Below are 16,589 nucleotides of genomic sequence, written 5' to 3'. Positions count from 1 at the left end.
CCACTAGCAACTTATATTTGCTAGTGGTCCTTCGATTCTCACCTTCGCAAGAAGGCACGCTGAAACGGGATGCGAATGTTAGAATCGGATCACTAGACCCTTTGAGAACGCCATCCACACAAGCCATACCGACGGCCGCTTCGTGCCGCCGGTTACGAAGACCAGCACAGACAAGGGGCATTTATGAAAACCGCCAATGACGTCCTGAAATCAATCAAGGACAACGACGTAAAATACGTCGATCTGCGATTCACTGATCCGCGCGGCAAGTGGCAGCACGTTACCTTCGACGTCAGCATGGTCGACGAAGAGTTTTTCGCCGAAGGCACGATGTTCGATGGTTCATCGATTGCCGGCTGGAAGGCGATCAACGAATCCGACATGATGCTGATGCCCGATCCGGCGACGGCGTCGATTGATCCATTCTTCGCCGAGACCACCATGGTGATCACCTGCGACATCCTGGAGCCTTCCACGGGCGAGCCCTATAACCGCGACCCACGCGGGATCGCGAAGAAAGCCGAAGCGATGGTAAAATCGCTGGGCATCGGCGACGCGATCTACATCGGCCCGGAAGCCGAATTCTTCGTGTTCGATGACGTGCGCTTTCAGACCACGCCTTACAACACCGGCTTCAAGCTCGATTCCTCCGAATTGCCGACCAATTCCGATACCGAGTATGAAGGAGGCAATCTAGGTCATCGCATCCGCAATAAGGGTGGCTATTTCCCGGTTCCACCGCAGGACTCGATCCAGGACATGCGATCGGAGATGCTCGGCGCCATGGCCCGCATGGGCGTGAAAGTCGAGAAGCACCATCATGAGGTGGCATCCGCCCAGCACGAACTCGGCATGAAGTTCGATACGCTGACCTACATGGCCGACCAGATGCAGATATATAAATACTGCATTCATCAGGTCGCGCACATCTACGGCAAGACCGCCACCTTCATGCCGAAGCCGGTCTACGGCGACAACGGCTCGGGCATGCACGTTCATCAATCGATCTGGAAGGACGGTAAGCCGACTTTCGCTGGAAGCAAGTACGCCGACCTGTCGGAAACCTGTCTGTACTACATCGGCGGCATCATCAAGCACGCCAAGGCGATCAACGCCTTTACCAACCCATCCACCAACTCCTACAAGCGGCTGGTCCCGGGCTTCGAGGCACCGGTGCTGCTCGCCTATTCGGCGCGCAACCGCTCCGCCTCCTGCCGCATCCCCTACACCACCTCGCCAAAGGCCAAGCGTGTCGAGGTTCGCTTCCCCGACCCGATGGCCAATCCTTATCTCGCCTTCGCGGCGATGCTGATGGCAGGCCTGGACGGCATCAAGAACAAGATCGATCCCGGCCCCGCCATGGACAAGGACCTCTACGATCTGCCGAAAGAAGAGCTGAAGCAGATTCCAACGGTGTCCGGCTCATTGCGCGAAGCGCTGGAAAACCTCGATAAGGATCGCGCCTTCCTCAAGGCCGGCGGCGTGTTCGACGACGACTTCATCGACGCCTTCATCGAATTGAAGATGACCGAGGTGGAGCGCTTCGAGATGACGCCGCATCCGGTCGAATTCGAAATGTACTACTCGCTGTAACCGGCAACCTGCGCTGCCTCCCCGCAGCTTTCGAGAATCTGAAGGGCGCCCATCACAAGGCGCCCTTTTTGTTGATGGTCGTGGCTCGCAAGGTCGCGGCCCGCTTGATCCCTGCGGCGTTTGCGGAAAGAGTGCCTGCTTTGGGAATCGGTGAGGTTCAACGTGGACGGTTCGCCTGACGGTCAGGGCTTCGAACGGCGGTCTCTTGCCCGCTCCATCGCGTCCGGCGGCATCGGCATTGTCGCCTTCGGCGCGGCCCTCGCACTGGCGTGGTATTCGGCAGCGACGCTGCTGATGCTGTTCGCTGGAATTCTGTTCGGGGTGTTCCTCACGGCCATGGCCGATCTGCTGCGCCGGATATTCGGCGGCAATCAAACCCTGCGGCTGGTGATCGTCTGTATCCTGTTCACCGGACTGTTGTCCGGTGTGGTTGTGCTCGGCGGCACGACCATCGCCCAACAGGTTACGGCCTTGAGTTCGACTCTCCGTGCGCAGTTGGGTAACGCCAAGGATTTTCTCGAGAAGCAGGGGATCGATACCAGCTTCCTCAACGTGGGCACCAGAACGGGGCCAATTGATGTCGATACCCTGCCGACGCCCACTACATCAGCCTCGCCGTCGCGTGGCCCGAAACTTCCCGACGCCAGCACCATCGCTTCCGGAACCGGCGCGATCGTCAGTCAGACCATCAAAATTCTGGCTCATGTTTTTGAGGGCGTCGGGAATTTCTTCATCGTCATATTCCTTGGGTTGCTGCTGGCGGCACAGCCCAAAATCTATCGAGACGGCATCCTGCGTTTCGTGCCGACACGGCGATTACCCAAGGCAACGCGCCTCATCGACGACATCAGCGAGACGCTGCGCCGCTGGCTGCTCGGCCAAATGGCTACGATGGCCACGCTGTTCCTGCTGACATGGATCGGGTTGACCCTGATCGGCATTCCCGGCGCGCTGGTGCTGGGCTTCGTTACCGGGCTCCTGACGTTCATCCCCAATGTCGGCGCCATCCTTGCGGGTGCTCTCATCGTGCTGGCGAGCCTCGGCTCTGGACTCACCGCGATCATCAGCGCCTTCATGCTCTATCTCGCCGTACAATTTCTTGAAGGCAACGTATTGACGCCGCTGATCCAGCGCCATGCCATCAGCATTCCGCCGGCGACGCTGTTCGCGGCACAAATTTTCCTGGGCGTGCTGTTCGGAGTGTGGGGTCTGGCGCTGGCGCTACCGTTGATTGCGGTCATCAAGGTGGTGCTGAACCACGTCTGGCCGGATCAAACCGCGCCCGCCCAAAGCTAATGCGCTTCGAGCGAAGTGAACACCGGTTCGCGAAGAGAACGCGTCGCATCATGGAGTCCCGCTTCTGATTCAATCCAAAGCGGAAAGGCTCTATCTATCCGGCCCCTCAGATGCTGGAAGTCGCCACCGTTTCGGTGTGCTCGACCTCAGGGGGCGAAGCGAAGAACGGCCCGACCAGCGCGCGCCATTCGATGAAATTTGAGGATTCGCGAAAATCAACGACGTGGTTTTCAAGCGTTTCCCATTTGATCAGCAGCCTGTAGCGTGACGGTCTCTCGATAGACCTATGCAACTCAAAGTTCTTCCAGCCCTTGCAGCGGTTAAAGATCATTTGAGCCTGCGACATCGCTGCCTCAAAATCCTTCTCGCTGCCCGGCCTGATCTCGATTTGCGCGATTTCAGTGATCATGTGAGCAGACCTTTCATGTGCTCTCCGTCTGTATCGCAATCGACCGTAACCGTGAAGCGAACGGCAAACAGCATTTCAGGCCGCGGCAGCCAGCGCTGCTATCACTCGCACCACAAAACGACAAAGCGCACCGGCGCCGGACGGGCCGGGCCGATGCGTATAATGCGGGGATTATCGCGTTCAGAATATCCGAGAACGGGCGGCCGATCTTGGCGCCGGCTTCGCCCAGTTCCGGAGAAAGCTCAGAGCCGATACAGAATCTGGTCAGTCCAGAAGCGCTCGAGGCGGTGCAACGACTTGTTCAGCGTTGCGAACTCCTCGTTTGAAATGCCGCCGACCTGTTCGACCGTCTTGACGTGCTTTTGATAAAGCGCATCGACGATGCGACGGATTTCCTGACCCTGCGCGGTCAAGCGGATTCGCACCGAGCGGCGATCAACGCGCGAACGTTGATGATCGAGGAATCCGAGCTCGACGAGCTTCTTCAGATTGTACGAAACGTTGGAGCCGAGATAATAGCCGCGGGTCCGCAATTCGCCAGCCGTAAGTTCTTTGTCGCCGATGTTATAGAGAAGAAGTGCCTGTACCGAATTGATGTCGGCCCGACCGCGACGATCGAATTCATCTTTGATGACATCGAGCAGTCTGCGATGCAGTCGCTCAACCAAGGTCAACGCCTCGAGATAGAGCGACTGCACCGGTGCCTGGCCGGCGATCTGTTCCGCGGGCTCGTGAGCCTTCGCAACGGCTTTCATGTTGACATCCCCTGTTGTCGTTTTTTTCGACTTATTCGACGAAACTTGTGTTCCGCCTGATAGCTGAGACCTTAGGGGAGGCGTTTGAAGATCAGCTTAAATAAGACAATAAAGACATCATGAATTTAAGACAGTGAATCCACGCTTAAACCGTCAGATAAAGGCGTTTTGCAACCTTTCATTGACGTTTCCGCGGAGCTTGTTCACGCTTCGTGTGCAGCTCCTGTTGCATTCAGAAACAGGTTCGCCCAGATCTGAAATATTCGGTCAATACAGATGACCGGACCGTTAGGGTGACCGAATTCTTACTGCAAAAAATTCTCGGAAAACTTTACCTGACCTCCCCAGGAAATAACGATGTCCCGCGGCGAGGCCGCTGCAGTTCAAACCACGCTTTTATATCGACCCAACGCTCGACGCGTTTCTCATCTATGGCGGCCGTTCGCGCGCGGCCATCCATGCCAGCGCCAGATAGGCCGTGAGCATTGCAGTCTCCAATCCGACGATGGCCAGGCGGCCGCCGTAGATCGCCGGAAACATTAGTTCGACCACCGCCATCGAGACCACCGTGGTAAGCCACACGACAGCCCCCCATGGCGTGGCTAGCCATAGGCCCACGGCCGCCACAAGCTCGATCACGGCGAAGTAGACCGTCGCCGCCTGCCAGGCCACCGTCTGGTTCTCAAAGGCGTCGTCCTCGCCGCCGATGAATCCGGTCAATTGAGCCCAATGATAGAGCCCAAAGGCGAGCGAAAGCATCGCCATGACACGCAGAAACAGGACCAGTCGCCGGGTCCAGAGATTTTCGTCGGTTTCTGTCCGTGTCGCCGAACTTCCTGCCACCGATATGGCTTGATCTCGCGGGATCTGCTCACGCGATGAGGTTTTAGACATCTGGATGCTCACAATCGGAACCAACGGCCATGCGAGACCGATTCATGACTTTCCAAAACCATAAAATCAATTGCATTGCATCGAGGCGCATGAGCGCGGTGACGAAGCCGGTTCCTGGTGCTACAAAAATCCAATTGGGTTCTGGCCTTCAGGAGCGGCGGCAACATGGCGATAAAATACGGGCGCCCCATTGAAATGCGGGATGGACCCCGCCGCGATGCCGCGATCGGCGCACCTCCGCTCGATCTCGTGGCCCGGCTTCGTCGTAACCGCAAGGCGGAATGGGCCCGCCGCTTGGTCCGTGAAAGCGTTCTGACAACCGACGACCTCATTTGGCCGCTGTTCGTCGCCGATGGCGCCGATGGACGGACGCCTATTCCCTCGATGCCCGGGGTTGACCGACTGAGCGTGGATCAGTGCGTGCGTGACGCTGAACGGGCGCTCAAGCTGAACATCCCCTGCATCGCGCTGTTCCCCTACACGGACCCCGCCTTGCGAGACCTTTCCGGCAGCGAAGCCCTCAATGCCAAGAATCTGGTCTGCAAGTCGGTCCGGGCCATCAAGCGGGAATTTCCGGACCTCGGCGTGCTCTGCGACGTGGCGCTCGACCCCTTCACCAGTCATGGCCATGACGGTCTGGTTGAGGACGGAAAGATACTCAACGATGCGACCGTTGCGGTGCTGGTCCAGCAGGCGCTGGTGCAGGCGGAAGCCGGTTGCGATATCATTGCTCCGTCCGACATGATGGACGGCCGCGTCGGTGCGATTCGAAGGGCTCTCGACGAGGCCGGGTTCATCGATGTTCAGATCATGGCGTATGCCGCGAAGTATGCGTCCGCGTTTTACGGCCCGTTCCGGGACGCCATCGGTTCGGCCAAGGCGCTAACCGGAGACAAGCGCACATATCAGATGGATAGCGCCAACTCCGACGAAGCGCTGCGTGAAGTCGAACTCGATATTGCCGAAGGCGCCGACATGATCTTGGTGAAGCCCGGCATGCCCTATCTCGACATCGTGCGGCGCGTAAAGGACACGTTCGGAATGCCGACCTTCGCCTACCAGGTCTCCGGCGAATACGCGATGATCGCCGCGGCCGCTGGCCACGGCTGGATTGACCGTGACCGGGCGATGATGGAAAGCCTCGTTGCTTTCAAACGCGCCGGCGCCGACGGCGTGCTCACCTATTTTGCTGCTGCGGCGGCGGAGAAGCTGAAACAAAACGGCTGACGTCCCCACTGGCCATCTGCGATCGTTCCGTACACCCCTCTCAGCCTCTGGGACTTGCAACCCCTGCGGCACGTCGCCATGTCGAGGGATGGCGCGGGATATCGTGGCTGAACGCCTTGGAGGATTGGACATGGTCGATGGTGGCTTCAATGCGCAGAATGGAAATTCTGCCGAGTTCCAGCGGCATGCGTTCGATCCCTGGATGCAGCCCGAGCTATTTCGCGGCGTCTTGATCCGGCGCTTTTTCGCGTTTCTGATCGATCTGCTGGTGCTTTCGATACCCGTGATCCTTGGGGTGATTTTCATCGCAGTGTTCGGCGTCGTCACGCTCGGGCTCGGTTGGGCGCTGTTCTGGCTGGTGTCACCCGCCTCCTTGATCTGGGCCGTCGTCTACTACGGCGCGTCACTTGGCGGACCGCATTCGGCGACCATCGGGATGCGGGCCATGGGGCTGGAAATGCGCACATGGTCCGGCGAGCCGAGTTATTTCGTGCTCGGCGCAATGCATGCGATCCTGTTCTGGATTTCGGTGTCGATGTTTACGCCGCTTATCCTGCTGGTCGGCCTGTTCAATAACCGGCGACGCATGTTGCATGACATGTTGTTGGGAACCGTCATCATCAACAATTCGGACCTTGCGACAGTTGCGCAACCATATGGAAGCTATTGATATCGCGGCGACCCGGATTGACGGTCGGCCCTGGGAGCGCGATGTTGAAACACAATCCGTTTCGGAGGCTGACAAGGCGCCGTGACCCAGCACTCGCGAGATACCCCGCAATTTTATCTGACGGCGCCTTCGCCGTGTCCTTATCTGCCCGATCGCAGCGAACGCAAGGTTTTTACTCACCTGGTGGGTGAAAAGGCAGGCGAACTCAACGATCTGCTGACTCATGGCGGCTTTCGCCGCAGTCAGTCGATCGCCTATCGTCCGGCTTGCGACCAGTGTCGGGCCTGCATTTCCGTGCGGGTGATCGCAGATGAATTTCGGCCATCGCGCAGTTCCCGCAGGGTGCTGGCGCGCAACGCCGACATCGTCGGCAACCTGCGTCCCGCAATGCCGACGTCGGAGCAATATTCGATATTCCGCGCCTATCTCGACCAGCGTCACCGCCACGGCGGCATGGCCGATATGACCGTGCTCGATTACGCCATGATGGTGGAAGACAGCCACGTCGAGACCCGCATCATCGAATATCGCCGGCGCGGTCCGGTGGGCAGCGACAACGAACACGGCGATCTCGTGGGAGTGGCGCTCACCGATGTGCTGAGCGACGGTCTTTCGATGGTTTATTCATTTTTCGAGCCGTCCGAACAGAACCGTTCGTTTGGCACATTCATGATCCTCGATCACATCTCTCGCGCGCGGCAACTCGGCCTGCCCTATGTGTATCTCGGCTACTGGATCGAGGGATCGCGGAAGATGGATTACAAAGGCCGCTTCCTACCGCAGCAGCGCCTTGCGCCCACGGGCTGGCTGCGTGTGGATGAGAACAGTCAATCGACAGGCGACGCGACAGATCAGCCATAGCGCCGATGAGGCGGCAGCGGTCAGTTGGCTGACGGTCATCGAATGCTCTCCTCATTTGGGCCACAAGACGTTACCCAGGATCGAATCGTCGCCTTCAGATAACGCACGCGCTCATTGGCGTCCTATCCGCCAATCGTATCGAACAGCAGCTTCACATTCAGGATCACGATCACGCCGGCAATGATCCATGCTGTGGCGGCGGTCCCGGCTGAAATCGCGAAGTCGCCCATCTTGCGCCGGTCCGAGACGAAGCGAACCAGCGGGATCACCGCGAACGGCAACTGCATCGACAGCACGACCTGGCTGAGAACCAGAAGCTGCGCGGTGCCGCTGTCACCGTAGATGGCCGTGACGGCGATCACCGGAACGATGGCGATGCCGCGCGTGACGAGCCGCCGCGCCCACATCGGCATCCGCAAATGCAGAAAGCCTTCCATCACGATCTGGCCCGCGAGCGTCGCCGTCACCGTGGAATTGATGCCGGAGGCGAGAAGCGCAACCGCAAACAGTGTTGATGCGATGCCGAGACCCAGCAGCGGCGAAAGCAGCTTGAACGCGTCGCCGATTTCCGCCACCCCGGTGTGACCGCTGTCGTGAAACACCGCGGCGGCCACGATCAGGATGGCGGCGTTGACGAACAAGGCCAGCATCAAGGCCAGCGTGCTGTCGGCGGTGGCCCAGCGGATCGCACTCCGCCGCCCCTCCTTCGTTCGCGGGTAAGCGCGCGTCTGCACGATCGAGGAATGCAGATAGAGGTTATGCGGCATGACCGTCGCGCCGATGATGCCGATGGCGATGTAAAGCATCTCCGGGTTGGTGACGATCTCGCGCGACGGCGCGAAACCGCGCAGCACCTCGGCGACCGGCGGCGCGGCGGCGACGATCTGGATCGCAAAGCAGACAGCGATCACGATCAGCAGCGCGACCACAAAGGCTTCGAGGAAACGGAAGCCCCGATTCATCAACAGCAGTAGCAGAAACGCATCCAGCGCCGCGATCAGCGCGCCACCGATCAAGGGGATGCCAAATAGCAGTTGCAGCGCGATCGCCGTGCCGATCACCTCGGCCAGATCGCAGGCGATGATCGCGGCCTCGCAGGCCAGCCAGAGCATGAAGTTGACCGGCCGCGAATAGCTGGCGCGGCACGCCTGCGCAAGATCAAGGCCAGCGGCGATACCGAGCCGGGCGGCAAGCGCCTGCAACAGGATCGCCATCAGGTTCGACAGCAGGATGACCGACAGCAGCGTGTAGCCGAACTGCGAGCCGCCCGCGATATCGGTGGCCCAGTTGCCGGGGTCCATATACCCGACCGAGACCATGTAGCCGGGCCCGGCAAAGGCAAAAAGACGGCGCAGCCAGTGCCCGCCCGCGGGAACCCGCACCGTCGCATGGACCTCTTCAAGGCTTGGGCGGACCGACGCTTCCGAATGCCAGCCAACCGTATCCAAAAGGGGGCCCTGCGACGGCTCCGGTACCGGTTCAGGTGTCAATGAAGGTGCCTTCACATCCATTGACCCGGTATGGACCAAGTATATTTTTATTGCAACTCGTTTGCAAATGCATTTATCGAGGGATGTGACGCTGCCGCCGTCTCGCGACGCGAGAGTCTGTTTCCAACTGCGTTGAAACAGACTCGTCGCTTATCTGCACTCTTTCGCTGGGATGGAAGGATGCGCTGTGGGCCAGGTTCACCACGGAAGCGCCACGACGACAGAGGCAATCCGTCGAGCAATACAAAATAGTGAAGAGAGCCTGAGAGCGCTATCGAAGCGTTACAGCCACACGCTGCTGCCGCTCGATGATTGCCTCCACGCGCTTCAGCCGACGATCCCGCACCTGACGCGCTCTTCACTGCACCGCTGCCTGCACCGTCACGGGATCAACAGGCTTCCGGATCTCGAAGGCGACAAGCAGCCGAAGAAAAAGTTCAAAGCCTATCCGATCGGCTACTTCCACATCGACATCGCCGAGGTCCAGACGGCCGAGGGCAAGCTGCGCCTGTTCATGGCCATCGACCGCACTTCGAAGTTCGCCTGCGCCGAACTCTGCCAGGAGGCAGGCAAGACGGTTGCGGCAAAGCAGCTCAGTGCACTGCCATCCAGGCTCGCGCGTCGCGTTGCGCCATGACAATCTCGGCCTCGGACATCAGCGCCGCAACCTCGCGGCGCATCGCGCCCGCTTCAGTGTGCCCCTTGAGCGCGGCAAGATTGAACCATTTATGCGCGGCCACCAGATCGACCAGGCCGGCCCGACCGCTCGCCCAGTACAGGCCCCGCTCGAAAAGAATATCCTGAATGGCGTCAGCGCTTACTGGCACCGCCGTCTCAAAGTCGATCTGCCCCTGAAACATCCCTCTGATCCTTTTTAATTGCCGCCCTGCTTCGCGTGCGGCCCCATCCACCTGTCAGCACCCCGCCGGATCCAGCCGCCGTTTGCCGGCGTGCCGTCCAGACACACGGATCATGGAGGTTAAATTTGAAGAGCAGTTTAAGTATTGCGATGAATCGAACGTGAATACTAATTCCGGAAAGAAGTTACGCCGGATCGAAAAGCCTTTATTTAATGGGACTTTTCGCGATTTTACACGATTCGATTTACTGTTACATTTGAGAAACTGCTAACCATCGTTCCAGCCAGCCGACCACGCGCGCAAATAAAAGGCCGGATGCCCGCGAGCCTCGCTCCGCGGCATTCCCGCGATAGTCAACTGCAAGATGATGAGAAACGGCAGCGCCGGGGCTAAGCCACGCCAGCGGCTGGACGAGGGCGTCGGTGAACACGTCAGGACCAACTCTCACCGCAGCCAAGGCTGCCGGTGATCGCGGACCTTGATATCCGCGTCGACGAAGACCGGCGATGAAACCCATCGCGCTCTTCCTTCGGACCAGTTGTTGCGGGGGAGTTCCGAAACGACGATCCGACCGTTTGACCTGATGTCTCGCCGACACCCTCTCTCGTCGCCGAAGCCCGAACCGAATCTGCCTTGGAAACAAACTCTCTTCGGCTTCTACAACGTCGCCGGCATCAAGCTGCCGGCGATTCCAAGGCGAACTTACTTCTTCTTCTTGGCGACCTTGCGGGTCTTCTTCGCAGTTTTCTTCACTGCGCTCTTCGTCTTCTTCACCTTCTTTGTTTTCGCCTTAGCTTTCGCCTTCTTCGCTTTCTTCGCCATGTTGCCCTCCAGAGTTAGTGAGATGGCTTAGTCGCTACATGCACTCGGGAATCAGAGATGCACATTCTTCGAATACACCAACATATTGAAAAAAACAGCGTCTCGCTTAAGGAAGTGTTGATGTCTCACGGCGGCACGACGGCAGCGCGCATCACCATGATGCGGAGACTCGTTGATGAGCGACGCCGACAAGACGCGAAAGTCAGCGCAAGCGCTTTTCAAAATTTTTAAGGAAACGACTGCGCCGCAACGATATTCTGCATTCAACAAATCAGCGACGGATACGCGGCACGCGTCGCATCGAGTCACCGCGCCAGTGAAGTCGATATGGGTGCGGACTCCGAGTCGCAATTTTTGGCAATAAAAATATTTTCATGGATAGCCTTGAACGCCGCCGTTCGGCGCCCGCCACGACGCATTGGTTTTGCGAATCGCGAAATTCGATTCGCAAACCCGATCCCGCTCTCATCGCCCGGCCGAGCGTTACCGGCATGCTGGAGCGGGTTGCGAAAGCAATCGGCGTAAGCTCGTCGAGGCTCGTTACGGCCGGCTCGCGCGGCAGCAAATCGTCGGTGTGAGGAATGCAGCCGCGCGCGGAGTTGAACCGGCGGTCGAAGGTTATAGACCAAGCTTGGTCTTGAGCAGATCGTTCACCGCCTGCGGGTTGACCTTGCCGCCGGACGCTTTCATCACCTGACCGACGAACCAGCCGATCATCTGCGGCTTGGCGCGCACCTGCGCGACCTTGTCCGGGTTGGCGTCGACGATGTCGGCGACCAGCTTCTCGATCGCACCCATGTCGGTGACCTGCTTCATCCCGCGCTCATCCACCAGCACCCGCGGGTCACCGCCCTCGGTCCAAACGATCTCGAACAGATCCTTGGCGATCTTGCCGGAGATGGTTCCCTCGCCAATCAAGTCGATGATCGCAGCGAGTTGGGACGCCGATACCGGCGACGCCGCGATGCTCAAGCCCTCTTTATTGAGGCGTCCGAACAGTTCGTTGATCACCCAGTTGGCGGCAACTTTCCCATCGCGTCGCGCATCCGCAAGACCGCCCAGAACAGACTCGTAGAAGTTGGCGCACTCATGCTCGCTGACAAGCACCGCGGCGTCATACGGTGTCAGGCCGAGATCCGCGATGAAGCGCGCCTTCTTCTGGTCGGGCAATTCCGGCAGATCCGCTCTCAACGCCTCGACGAAGGACTGCGAAAACTCCAGCGGCAGCAGGTCGGGATCCGGGAAATAGCGGTAGTCGTGCGCCTCTTCCTTGGAGCGCATCGCGCGGGTCTCGCCCTTGTCAGGATCGAACAGCCGCGTTTCCTGATCGATGCTGTCGCCGTCCTCGAGAATGCCGATCTGGCGGCGCGCCTCGTGTTCGATCGCCTGACCGATAAAGCGGATGGAGTTGACGTTCTTGATCTCGCAGCGCGTGCCGAAGGGCTCGCCCGGCCGGCGCACGGAGACATTGACATCGGCGCGGAGGTTGCCTTTCTCCATGTCACCGTCGCAGGTGCCGAGATAGCGCAGGATCGTCCGCAGTTTCGTCACATAGGCCTTGGCCTGTTCAGATGAGCGCAGGTCTGGCTTGGATACGATCTCCATCAGCGCTACGCCGGAGCGGTTCAGGTCGATCGCGCTCATATCCGCGTGCTGATCATGCAGCGATTTACCGGCGTCCTGTTCGAGATGCAGACGCTCGATCCCGACCGTAAAGCTCGTGCCGTCAGCAAGATCGACGACGACTTCACCCTCCCCGACGATCGGTGACTGGTATTGGCTGATTTGATAGCCCTGCGGCAAGTCGGGATAGAAGTAGTTCTTGCGGTCGAACACCGACCGCAGGTTGATCCTGGCGTTCAGTCCGAGGCCGGTCCGCACCGCCTGGCGGACGCATTCCCCGTTGATGACCGGCAGCATTCCCGGCATCGCCGCATCGACGAACGAAACGTGGCTGTTGGGATTGCCGCCGAAGGCGGTCGAGGCGCCGGAAAACAGCTTCGCGTTGGAGGTGACCTGGGCGTGGACTTCAATCCCGATCACCATCTCCCAGTCGCCGGTTGCGCCTTTGATCAGGTTGGACGGTTTGACAGGTGCGTTCATACGCAGCTTTTACTCCGGGGCTCAGGATTGGGAAACCCTCTCCTTATGTGTTTACCTGCGCGGTCTACGCTTGTTTACATGCGCCCGGCAAACGCGCGAAACGCGGAGCTTGCCCGCAATGCGTCCCGGCCCGCCGCGATGACCTCGTCCACCTGCTGCGGCGGCAGGTGGAATCGGGTCGGAACGGTTTTGAGACGAGCGGCGCGCGCGGGATCGAGTTGATCGAAGCCGACCCGGCCTACGAAAAATTTCAGATCGCGACAATTCCAACCCGGACGCGCCCCGTAACGAACGCGCTCGGCCGCCGACAGGCCGCAGCGCCAACGGACCAGCCCCGCCTGCCAGTCACCCATGGTGCGCTCGAAGGCCGTGTAACCCGCGCCGACGCTGGCATCGATCGCGGTACTCGCCGCCGCCTTGACCAGGTCGGCCCCGCTCGGACCTTCAATGGTATTGATCCAGTTGCCTGAAACACCGGTCTTGGCATCCACGACCACAAACAGTCCGCGCCGGATTTTGACGGCCTGCTCGGGTGACAGCGGTTCATAGGGCGCACGCGCCGACAACAGCGCAATGGTGAAACCGGACAAGCCGTAGTTGTCGACCAGACCGCCATCGAGCAGTTTGATGTAGGGAATTTCGCCGTCATGATAGCGGCTGATGGCTTTCGCAAAGGCGCTCAGCATCGGCGGCGCATTGCGATTGTCGCGCGCCCTCACGATCCAGGCAGGCAGCGGATCCTTGCATCGACCCGGAAATGTCTGAATCACCACCGGCGCGAACGCGACAGGCACCGCCGCCGACGCCGCCACCGCATTTGCCAGCGGGTACGACGCGAGGTCGCTGCACATCGCGCTGAACGCGGTCGCGCCAAAGACAAAGGGCGTGCGATTGTAGATGTCGGAGGCGCTGATCCACACCCGCGGGCGCACCGTCTTTCGCAGATCAGCGAAGGTCGCGCCATGAAACAGGTTGGCATCGAGCCAACGCGGCAACCCGCTGGAGTCGTTGATGCCTCCGGCGAACGCTCTGCCAAGCGTAGCAAGGTTCAGATCGGTTTGAAGTCCCTCCTCGGCATTACGGAGCAAAAACCGTTCGCGGAAGTCGGCAAGGGCCGCACGTTTGCGCAATCCGAAATAGGCCGCGGTCACCGACCCTCCGGACACCCCGGAAATGAAATCGATACGATCGATCATGGATGCGCCGCCACCGCGCACCGGCGTCTGCGCCAGTTCTTCCAGCACACCGAAGGAAAAGGCAGCCGCGCGCGTACCGCCGCCCGAGAATGACAGCGCTACCAGATCGTCGTCGGTGGCGGCGCGCTCTTCGAAGTTTTCATGCAGTTGGCCCACAAGATCGGCGCTGCTGCCCGGCTGGTTGACAGGCGCATTCTGGATCGACGCGCAACCAAGCAGCACCGCGCACAGTCCGATGACAGCAAATGCTGAACGCATGATCGTGAAGTCGCCCCGCCAATCGCGCGCCGACTATGGTTCGCGGCACGGTGAATGGCAATCCGTCTCGACGGCATATCTTCCGTCGCGGTCAATGCGGGGGCCGGCTCAGCATATTGAGCGGCGATCAAGTCGGCGGGCAGCCGCACCGCCAAACTCGGCTAGCCGTTGCCGCCTCCCAGCAATTCCGCGACGATCTGGCTCCACTCGTCCTCGGACGAGCCTTTTCCAAACGGCTTGTCGGCGCGGCGATACCAGTAAGCGGCGTTGCCGATCTCGCGGCCATCGAGCCGATGGAGATAGGCATGCACCCACGCTGCCTCCGGCCCCACCACCGGCTGCACGATGACGTGCGCCTTGTTCCAGTCGCCCTTGGCGGCCCACCATAGCGCCTCGAGCGGAACCGAAACGCCCGGCGGCGGTTCGGCGTTCGTTAAGCTGGCTTTGAAAGCATCCGGCGTCACCACCACACCTCCGGTGTAAAGCGTCCAGCGGCCAGTTCGATGACCTCGCCGAGCGAAATGAGCGTCTCCTCGTCGAACGGACGGCCGATCAATTGCAGTCCGAGCGGAAGTCCCTGGGAATCCTTGCCCGCAGGCACGGCAATGCCCGGCAAGCCCGCCATATTCGCCGTCACGGTGAAGATATCGTTCAAGTACATCTCGATCGGATTTCCACCAACCTTCTGGCCGATGCCGAAAGCAGCGGACGGCGTCGCCGGCGTCAGGATCGCGTCGACCCCCGCATCATAGCAATCCTCGAAATCCTTTTTGATCAAGGTACGAACCTTTTGTGCGCGCAGGTAATAGGCGTCGTAATAACCTGCTGACAAAACGTAGGTTCCGATCATGATGCGACGGCGGACTTCCGCACCAAAACCTTTCGCGCGCGTATTTTCATACATTTCGACGATATTGCTACCTCCGGCACGGGCGCCGTAACGGACGCCATCGTAGCGCGCGAGGTTTGAGGAGGCCTCGGCCGGTGCGACGATGTAGTAAGCGGGCAGCGCGTATTTCGTGTGGGGCAGCGACACCTCCACCAGTTCGGCGCCCGCGGCTTTCAACCATTCGGCACCCTGCGACCACAGCTTCTCGATTTCAGCGGGCATCCCCTCCAGCCGGTACTCCCTGGGAAGGCCGATCTTCATTCCCTTCACGGATTTGCCGACCGCGGCTTCATAGTCGGGCACGGCACGATCCACCGAAGTCGTATCCCTTGGGTCATGACCGGCCATCGAGCGCATCAGGATCGCCGCATCGCGCACGGTGCGCGTGATAGGCCCCGCCTGATCGAGCGACGACGCAAACGCGACGATGCCCCATCGGGAGCAGCGCCCGTAGGTGGGCTTGAGGCCGACCGTGCCTGTGAAGGCTGCGGGCTGGCGGATTGATCCGCCGGTATCGGTCGCGGTTGCGCCGAGACACAATCCGGCAGCCACCGCCGAAGCCGATCCGCCGGATGATCCGCCGGGCACCAGTTTCACGTCGGAGCCTTGCCGCCGCCACGGATTGACCACCGGACCGAAGCAGGAGGTCTCGTTCGACGACCCCATCGCGAATTCATCATTGTTGAGCTTGCCGAGCATCACGGCGCCGTCGCGCGTGAAGAGTTGCGACGTCACCGTGGATTCATAAGGCGGCTTGAAATCATCGAGGATTCGCGAACACGCGGTGGTCCGCGTGCCTTCCGTCGCAAACAGATCCTTCACGCCGAGCGGAAGGCCATTGAGCGGTCCGCCCTCGCCTTTGGCAATCCGCTCATCAGCTTGGCGCGCCATCTCCCTTGCCCGCTCCGGCGTCTCCAGCACATAAGCGTTCAAGACGCGGGCCCGCTCCATCGCCGCAAGATGCGCGTCGGCCAGTTCGAGCGAGGTGAACGATTTGCGCGCGAGACCGTCACGAGCCTCGGCCAGCGTGAGCGAAGTCAGGTTCGTCATTTATCAACCGCGCTGCAAAAAAAGGGCGACAGCGTCCTGTCGTTCCGGGGGTCATCGGCAGGCGCCATATCGGTGGCCTGAAGTCTGTCGAGAACGGCGTTCATCGCCTCATCGGGATCGGCTGTCCGGCCCTGGCGTTCCATGGCGTCAAGGTAATCCATATAGGCCCGATAGGCCGTTTCATCGCCGCAGAGCAGGCACATCAAATCAAAACCA

At 60.0% G+C, this 16,589-nt stretch carries 15 protein-coding genes and 1 pseudogene; 6 read left to right on the top strand and 10 right to left on the bottom strand.

Features of this window, described 5'->3' with window-relative positions; all coding sequences use genetic code 11:
- Positions 1–183 precede the first annotated feature (183 nt).
- Both glnA and NB311A_RS18225 read left to right on the top strand, forming a co-directional pair.
- Positions 184–1,593 carry a type I glutamate--ammonia ligase gene (glnA, locus tag NB311A_RS18230; RefSeq protein WP_009800142.1) on the top strand — a complete coding sequence of 470 codons (1,410 nt, stop codon included), beginning with the start codon at positions 184–186 and terminating at the stop codon, positions 1,591–1,593.
- Between the two features lie 150 nt (positions 1,594–1,743).
- The gene (locus NB311A_RS18225; protein WP_009800141.1) at positions 1,744–2,889 is read left to right on the top strand and encodes an AI-2E family transporter; all 1,146 of its coding nucleotides are present in this window, start codon (positions 1,744–1,746) and stop codon (positions 2,887–2,889) included.
- Positions 2,890–2,995: 106 nt separating this feature from the next.
- Here the strand turns inward: NB311A_RS18225 and NB311A_RS18220 are convergent, their stop codons facing one another.
- The 3 genes from NB311A_RS18220 to NB311A_RS18210 all read right to left on the bottom strand — a co-directional run bounded on the left by NB311A_RS18220 (position 2,996) and on the right by NB311A_RS18210 (position 4,947).
- Positions 2,996–3,298 carry an antibiotic biosynthesis monooxygenase gene (locus NB311A_RS18220; protein WP_009800140.1) on the bottom strand — a complete coding sequence of 101 codons (303 nt, stop codon included), beginning with the start codon at positions 3,296–3,298 and terminating at the stop codon, positions 2,996–2,998.
- 242 nt (positions 3,299–3,540) lie between these two features.
- Positions 3,541–4,053, bottom strand: a complete 513-nt coding sequence (gene ldtR / locus NB311A_RS18215; RefSeq protein ID WP_009800139.1) for a transcriptional regulator LdtR — start codon at positions 4,051–4,053, stop codon at positions 3,541–3,543.
- Positions 4,054–4,482: 429 nt separating this feature from the next.
- A complete protein-coding gene (locus tag NB311A_RS18210) occupies positions 4,483–4,947 on the bottom strand; it encodes a DUF6163 family protein (protein WP_040675978.1) in 465 nt (154 codons plus the stop codon).
- Between the two features lie 165 nt (positions 4,948–5,112).
- On the opposite strand from NB311A_RS18210, the gene hemB reads away from it, so the two are divergent.
- The 3 genes from hemB (at position 5,113) to NB311A_RS18195 (ending at position 7,705) form a co-directional block, all read left to right on the top strand.
- Positions 5,113–6,174 carry a porphobilinogen synthase gene (gene hemB, locus NB311A_RS18205; protein WP_040675975.1) on the top strand — a complete coding sequence of 354 codons (1,062 nt, stop codon included), beginning with the start codon at positions 5,113–5,115 and terminating at the stop codon, positions 6,172–6,174.
- 130 nt (positions 6,175–6,304) lie between these two features.
- Complete coding sequence (locus NB311A_RS18200) at positions 6,305–6,844, top strand: RDD family protein (RefSeq protein ID WP_040676002.1); 540 nt, start codon at positions 6,305–6,307, stop codon at positions 6,842–6,844.
- An 81-nt stretch (positions 6,845–6,925) separates the two neighbouring features.
- Positions 6,926–7,705, top strand: a complete 780-nt coding sequence (locus NB311A_RS18195; protein WP_009800134.1) for an arginyltransferase — start codon at positions 6,926–6,928, stop codon at positions 7,703–7,705.
- A gap of 122 nt (positions 7,706–7,827) precedes the next feature.
- Here NB311A_RS18195 and NB311A_RS18190 read toward each other — a convergent pair whose 3' ends face one another.
- Positions 7,828–9,216 (bottom strand): Nramp family divalent metal transporter, encoded by a 1,389-nt coding sequence (locus NB311A_RS18190; RefSeq protein ID WP_009800133.1) that lies wholly within the window; start codon positions 9,214–9,216, stop codon positions 7,828–7,830.
- A gap of 166 nt (positions 9,217–9,382) precedes the next feature.
- Here NB311A_RS18190 and NB311A_RS18185 point away from each other — a divergent pair.
- Positions 9,383–9,799 (top strand): annotated as a pseudogene (locus NB311A_RS18185) (IS481 family transposase); the annotation flags it as partial.
- On the opposite strand, the gene NB311A_RS18180 reads toward NB311A_RS18185, so the two are convergent.
- From NB311A_RS18180 to NB311A_RS18150, 6 genes are all read right to left on the bottom strand, one after another.
- Entirely contained in the window at positions 9,789–10,055 is a 267-nt protein-coding gene (locus NB311A_RS18180; protein WP_009800131.1) for a hypothetical protein, read from the bottom strand. The pseudogene NB311A_RS18185 and the gene NB311A_RS18180 sit on opposite strands and share 11 nt — an antisense overlap.
- A 1,440-nt stretch (positions 10,056–11,495) precedes the next feature.
- Complete coding sequence (gene gatB, locus NB311A_RS18170) at positions 11,496–12,980, bottom strand: Asp-tRNA(Asn)/Glu-tRNA(Gln) amidotransferase subunit GatB (RefSeq protein ID WP_009800129.1); 1,485 nt, start codon at positions 12,978–12,980, stop codon at positions 11,496–11,498.
- Between the two features lie 74 nt (positions 12,981–13,054).
- A complete protein-coding gene (locus tag NB311A_RS18165) occupies positions 13,055–14,434 on the bottom strand; it encodes a patatin-like phospholipase family protein (RefSeq protein ID WP_009800128.1) in 1,380 nt (459 codons plus the stop codon).
- A 161-nt stretch (positions 14,435–14,595) separates the two neighbouring features.
- A complete protein-coding gene (locus NB311A_RS18160; protein WP_009800127.1) occupies positions 14,596–14,904 on the bottom strand; it encodes a hypothetical protein in 309 nt (102 codons plus the stop codon).
- Positions 14,895–16,373 carry an Asp-tRNA(Asn)/Glu-tRNA(Gln) amidotransferase subunit GatA gene (gene gatA / locus NB311A_RS18155; protein WP_009800126.1) on the bottom strand — a complete coding sequence of 493 codons (1,479 nt, stop codon included), beginning with the start codon at positions 16,371–16,373 and terminating at the stop codon, positions 14,895–14,897. Before gatA ends, NB311A_RS18160 begins: the two co-directional genes overlap by 10 nt.
- Entirely contained in the window at positions 16,370–16,576 is a 207-nt protein-coding gene (locus NB311A_RS18150; protein ID WP_009800125.1) for a hypothetical protein, read from the bottom strand. The genes gatA and NB311A_RS18150 overlap by 4 nt, the downstream gene beginning before the upstream one ends.
- Positions 16,577–16,589 lie beyond the last annotated feature (13 nt).

Origin of the sequence: Nitrobacter sp. Nb-311A (genome assembly GCF_000152905.1) — a bacterium.
GTDB lineage: Bacteria > Pseudomonadota > Alphaproteobacteria > Rhizobiales > Xanthobacteraceae > Nitrobacter.
Note: the sequence above shows the minus strand (reverse complement) of the source record. Positions and strands in the feature narration are given on the sequence as shown.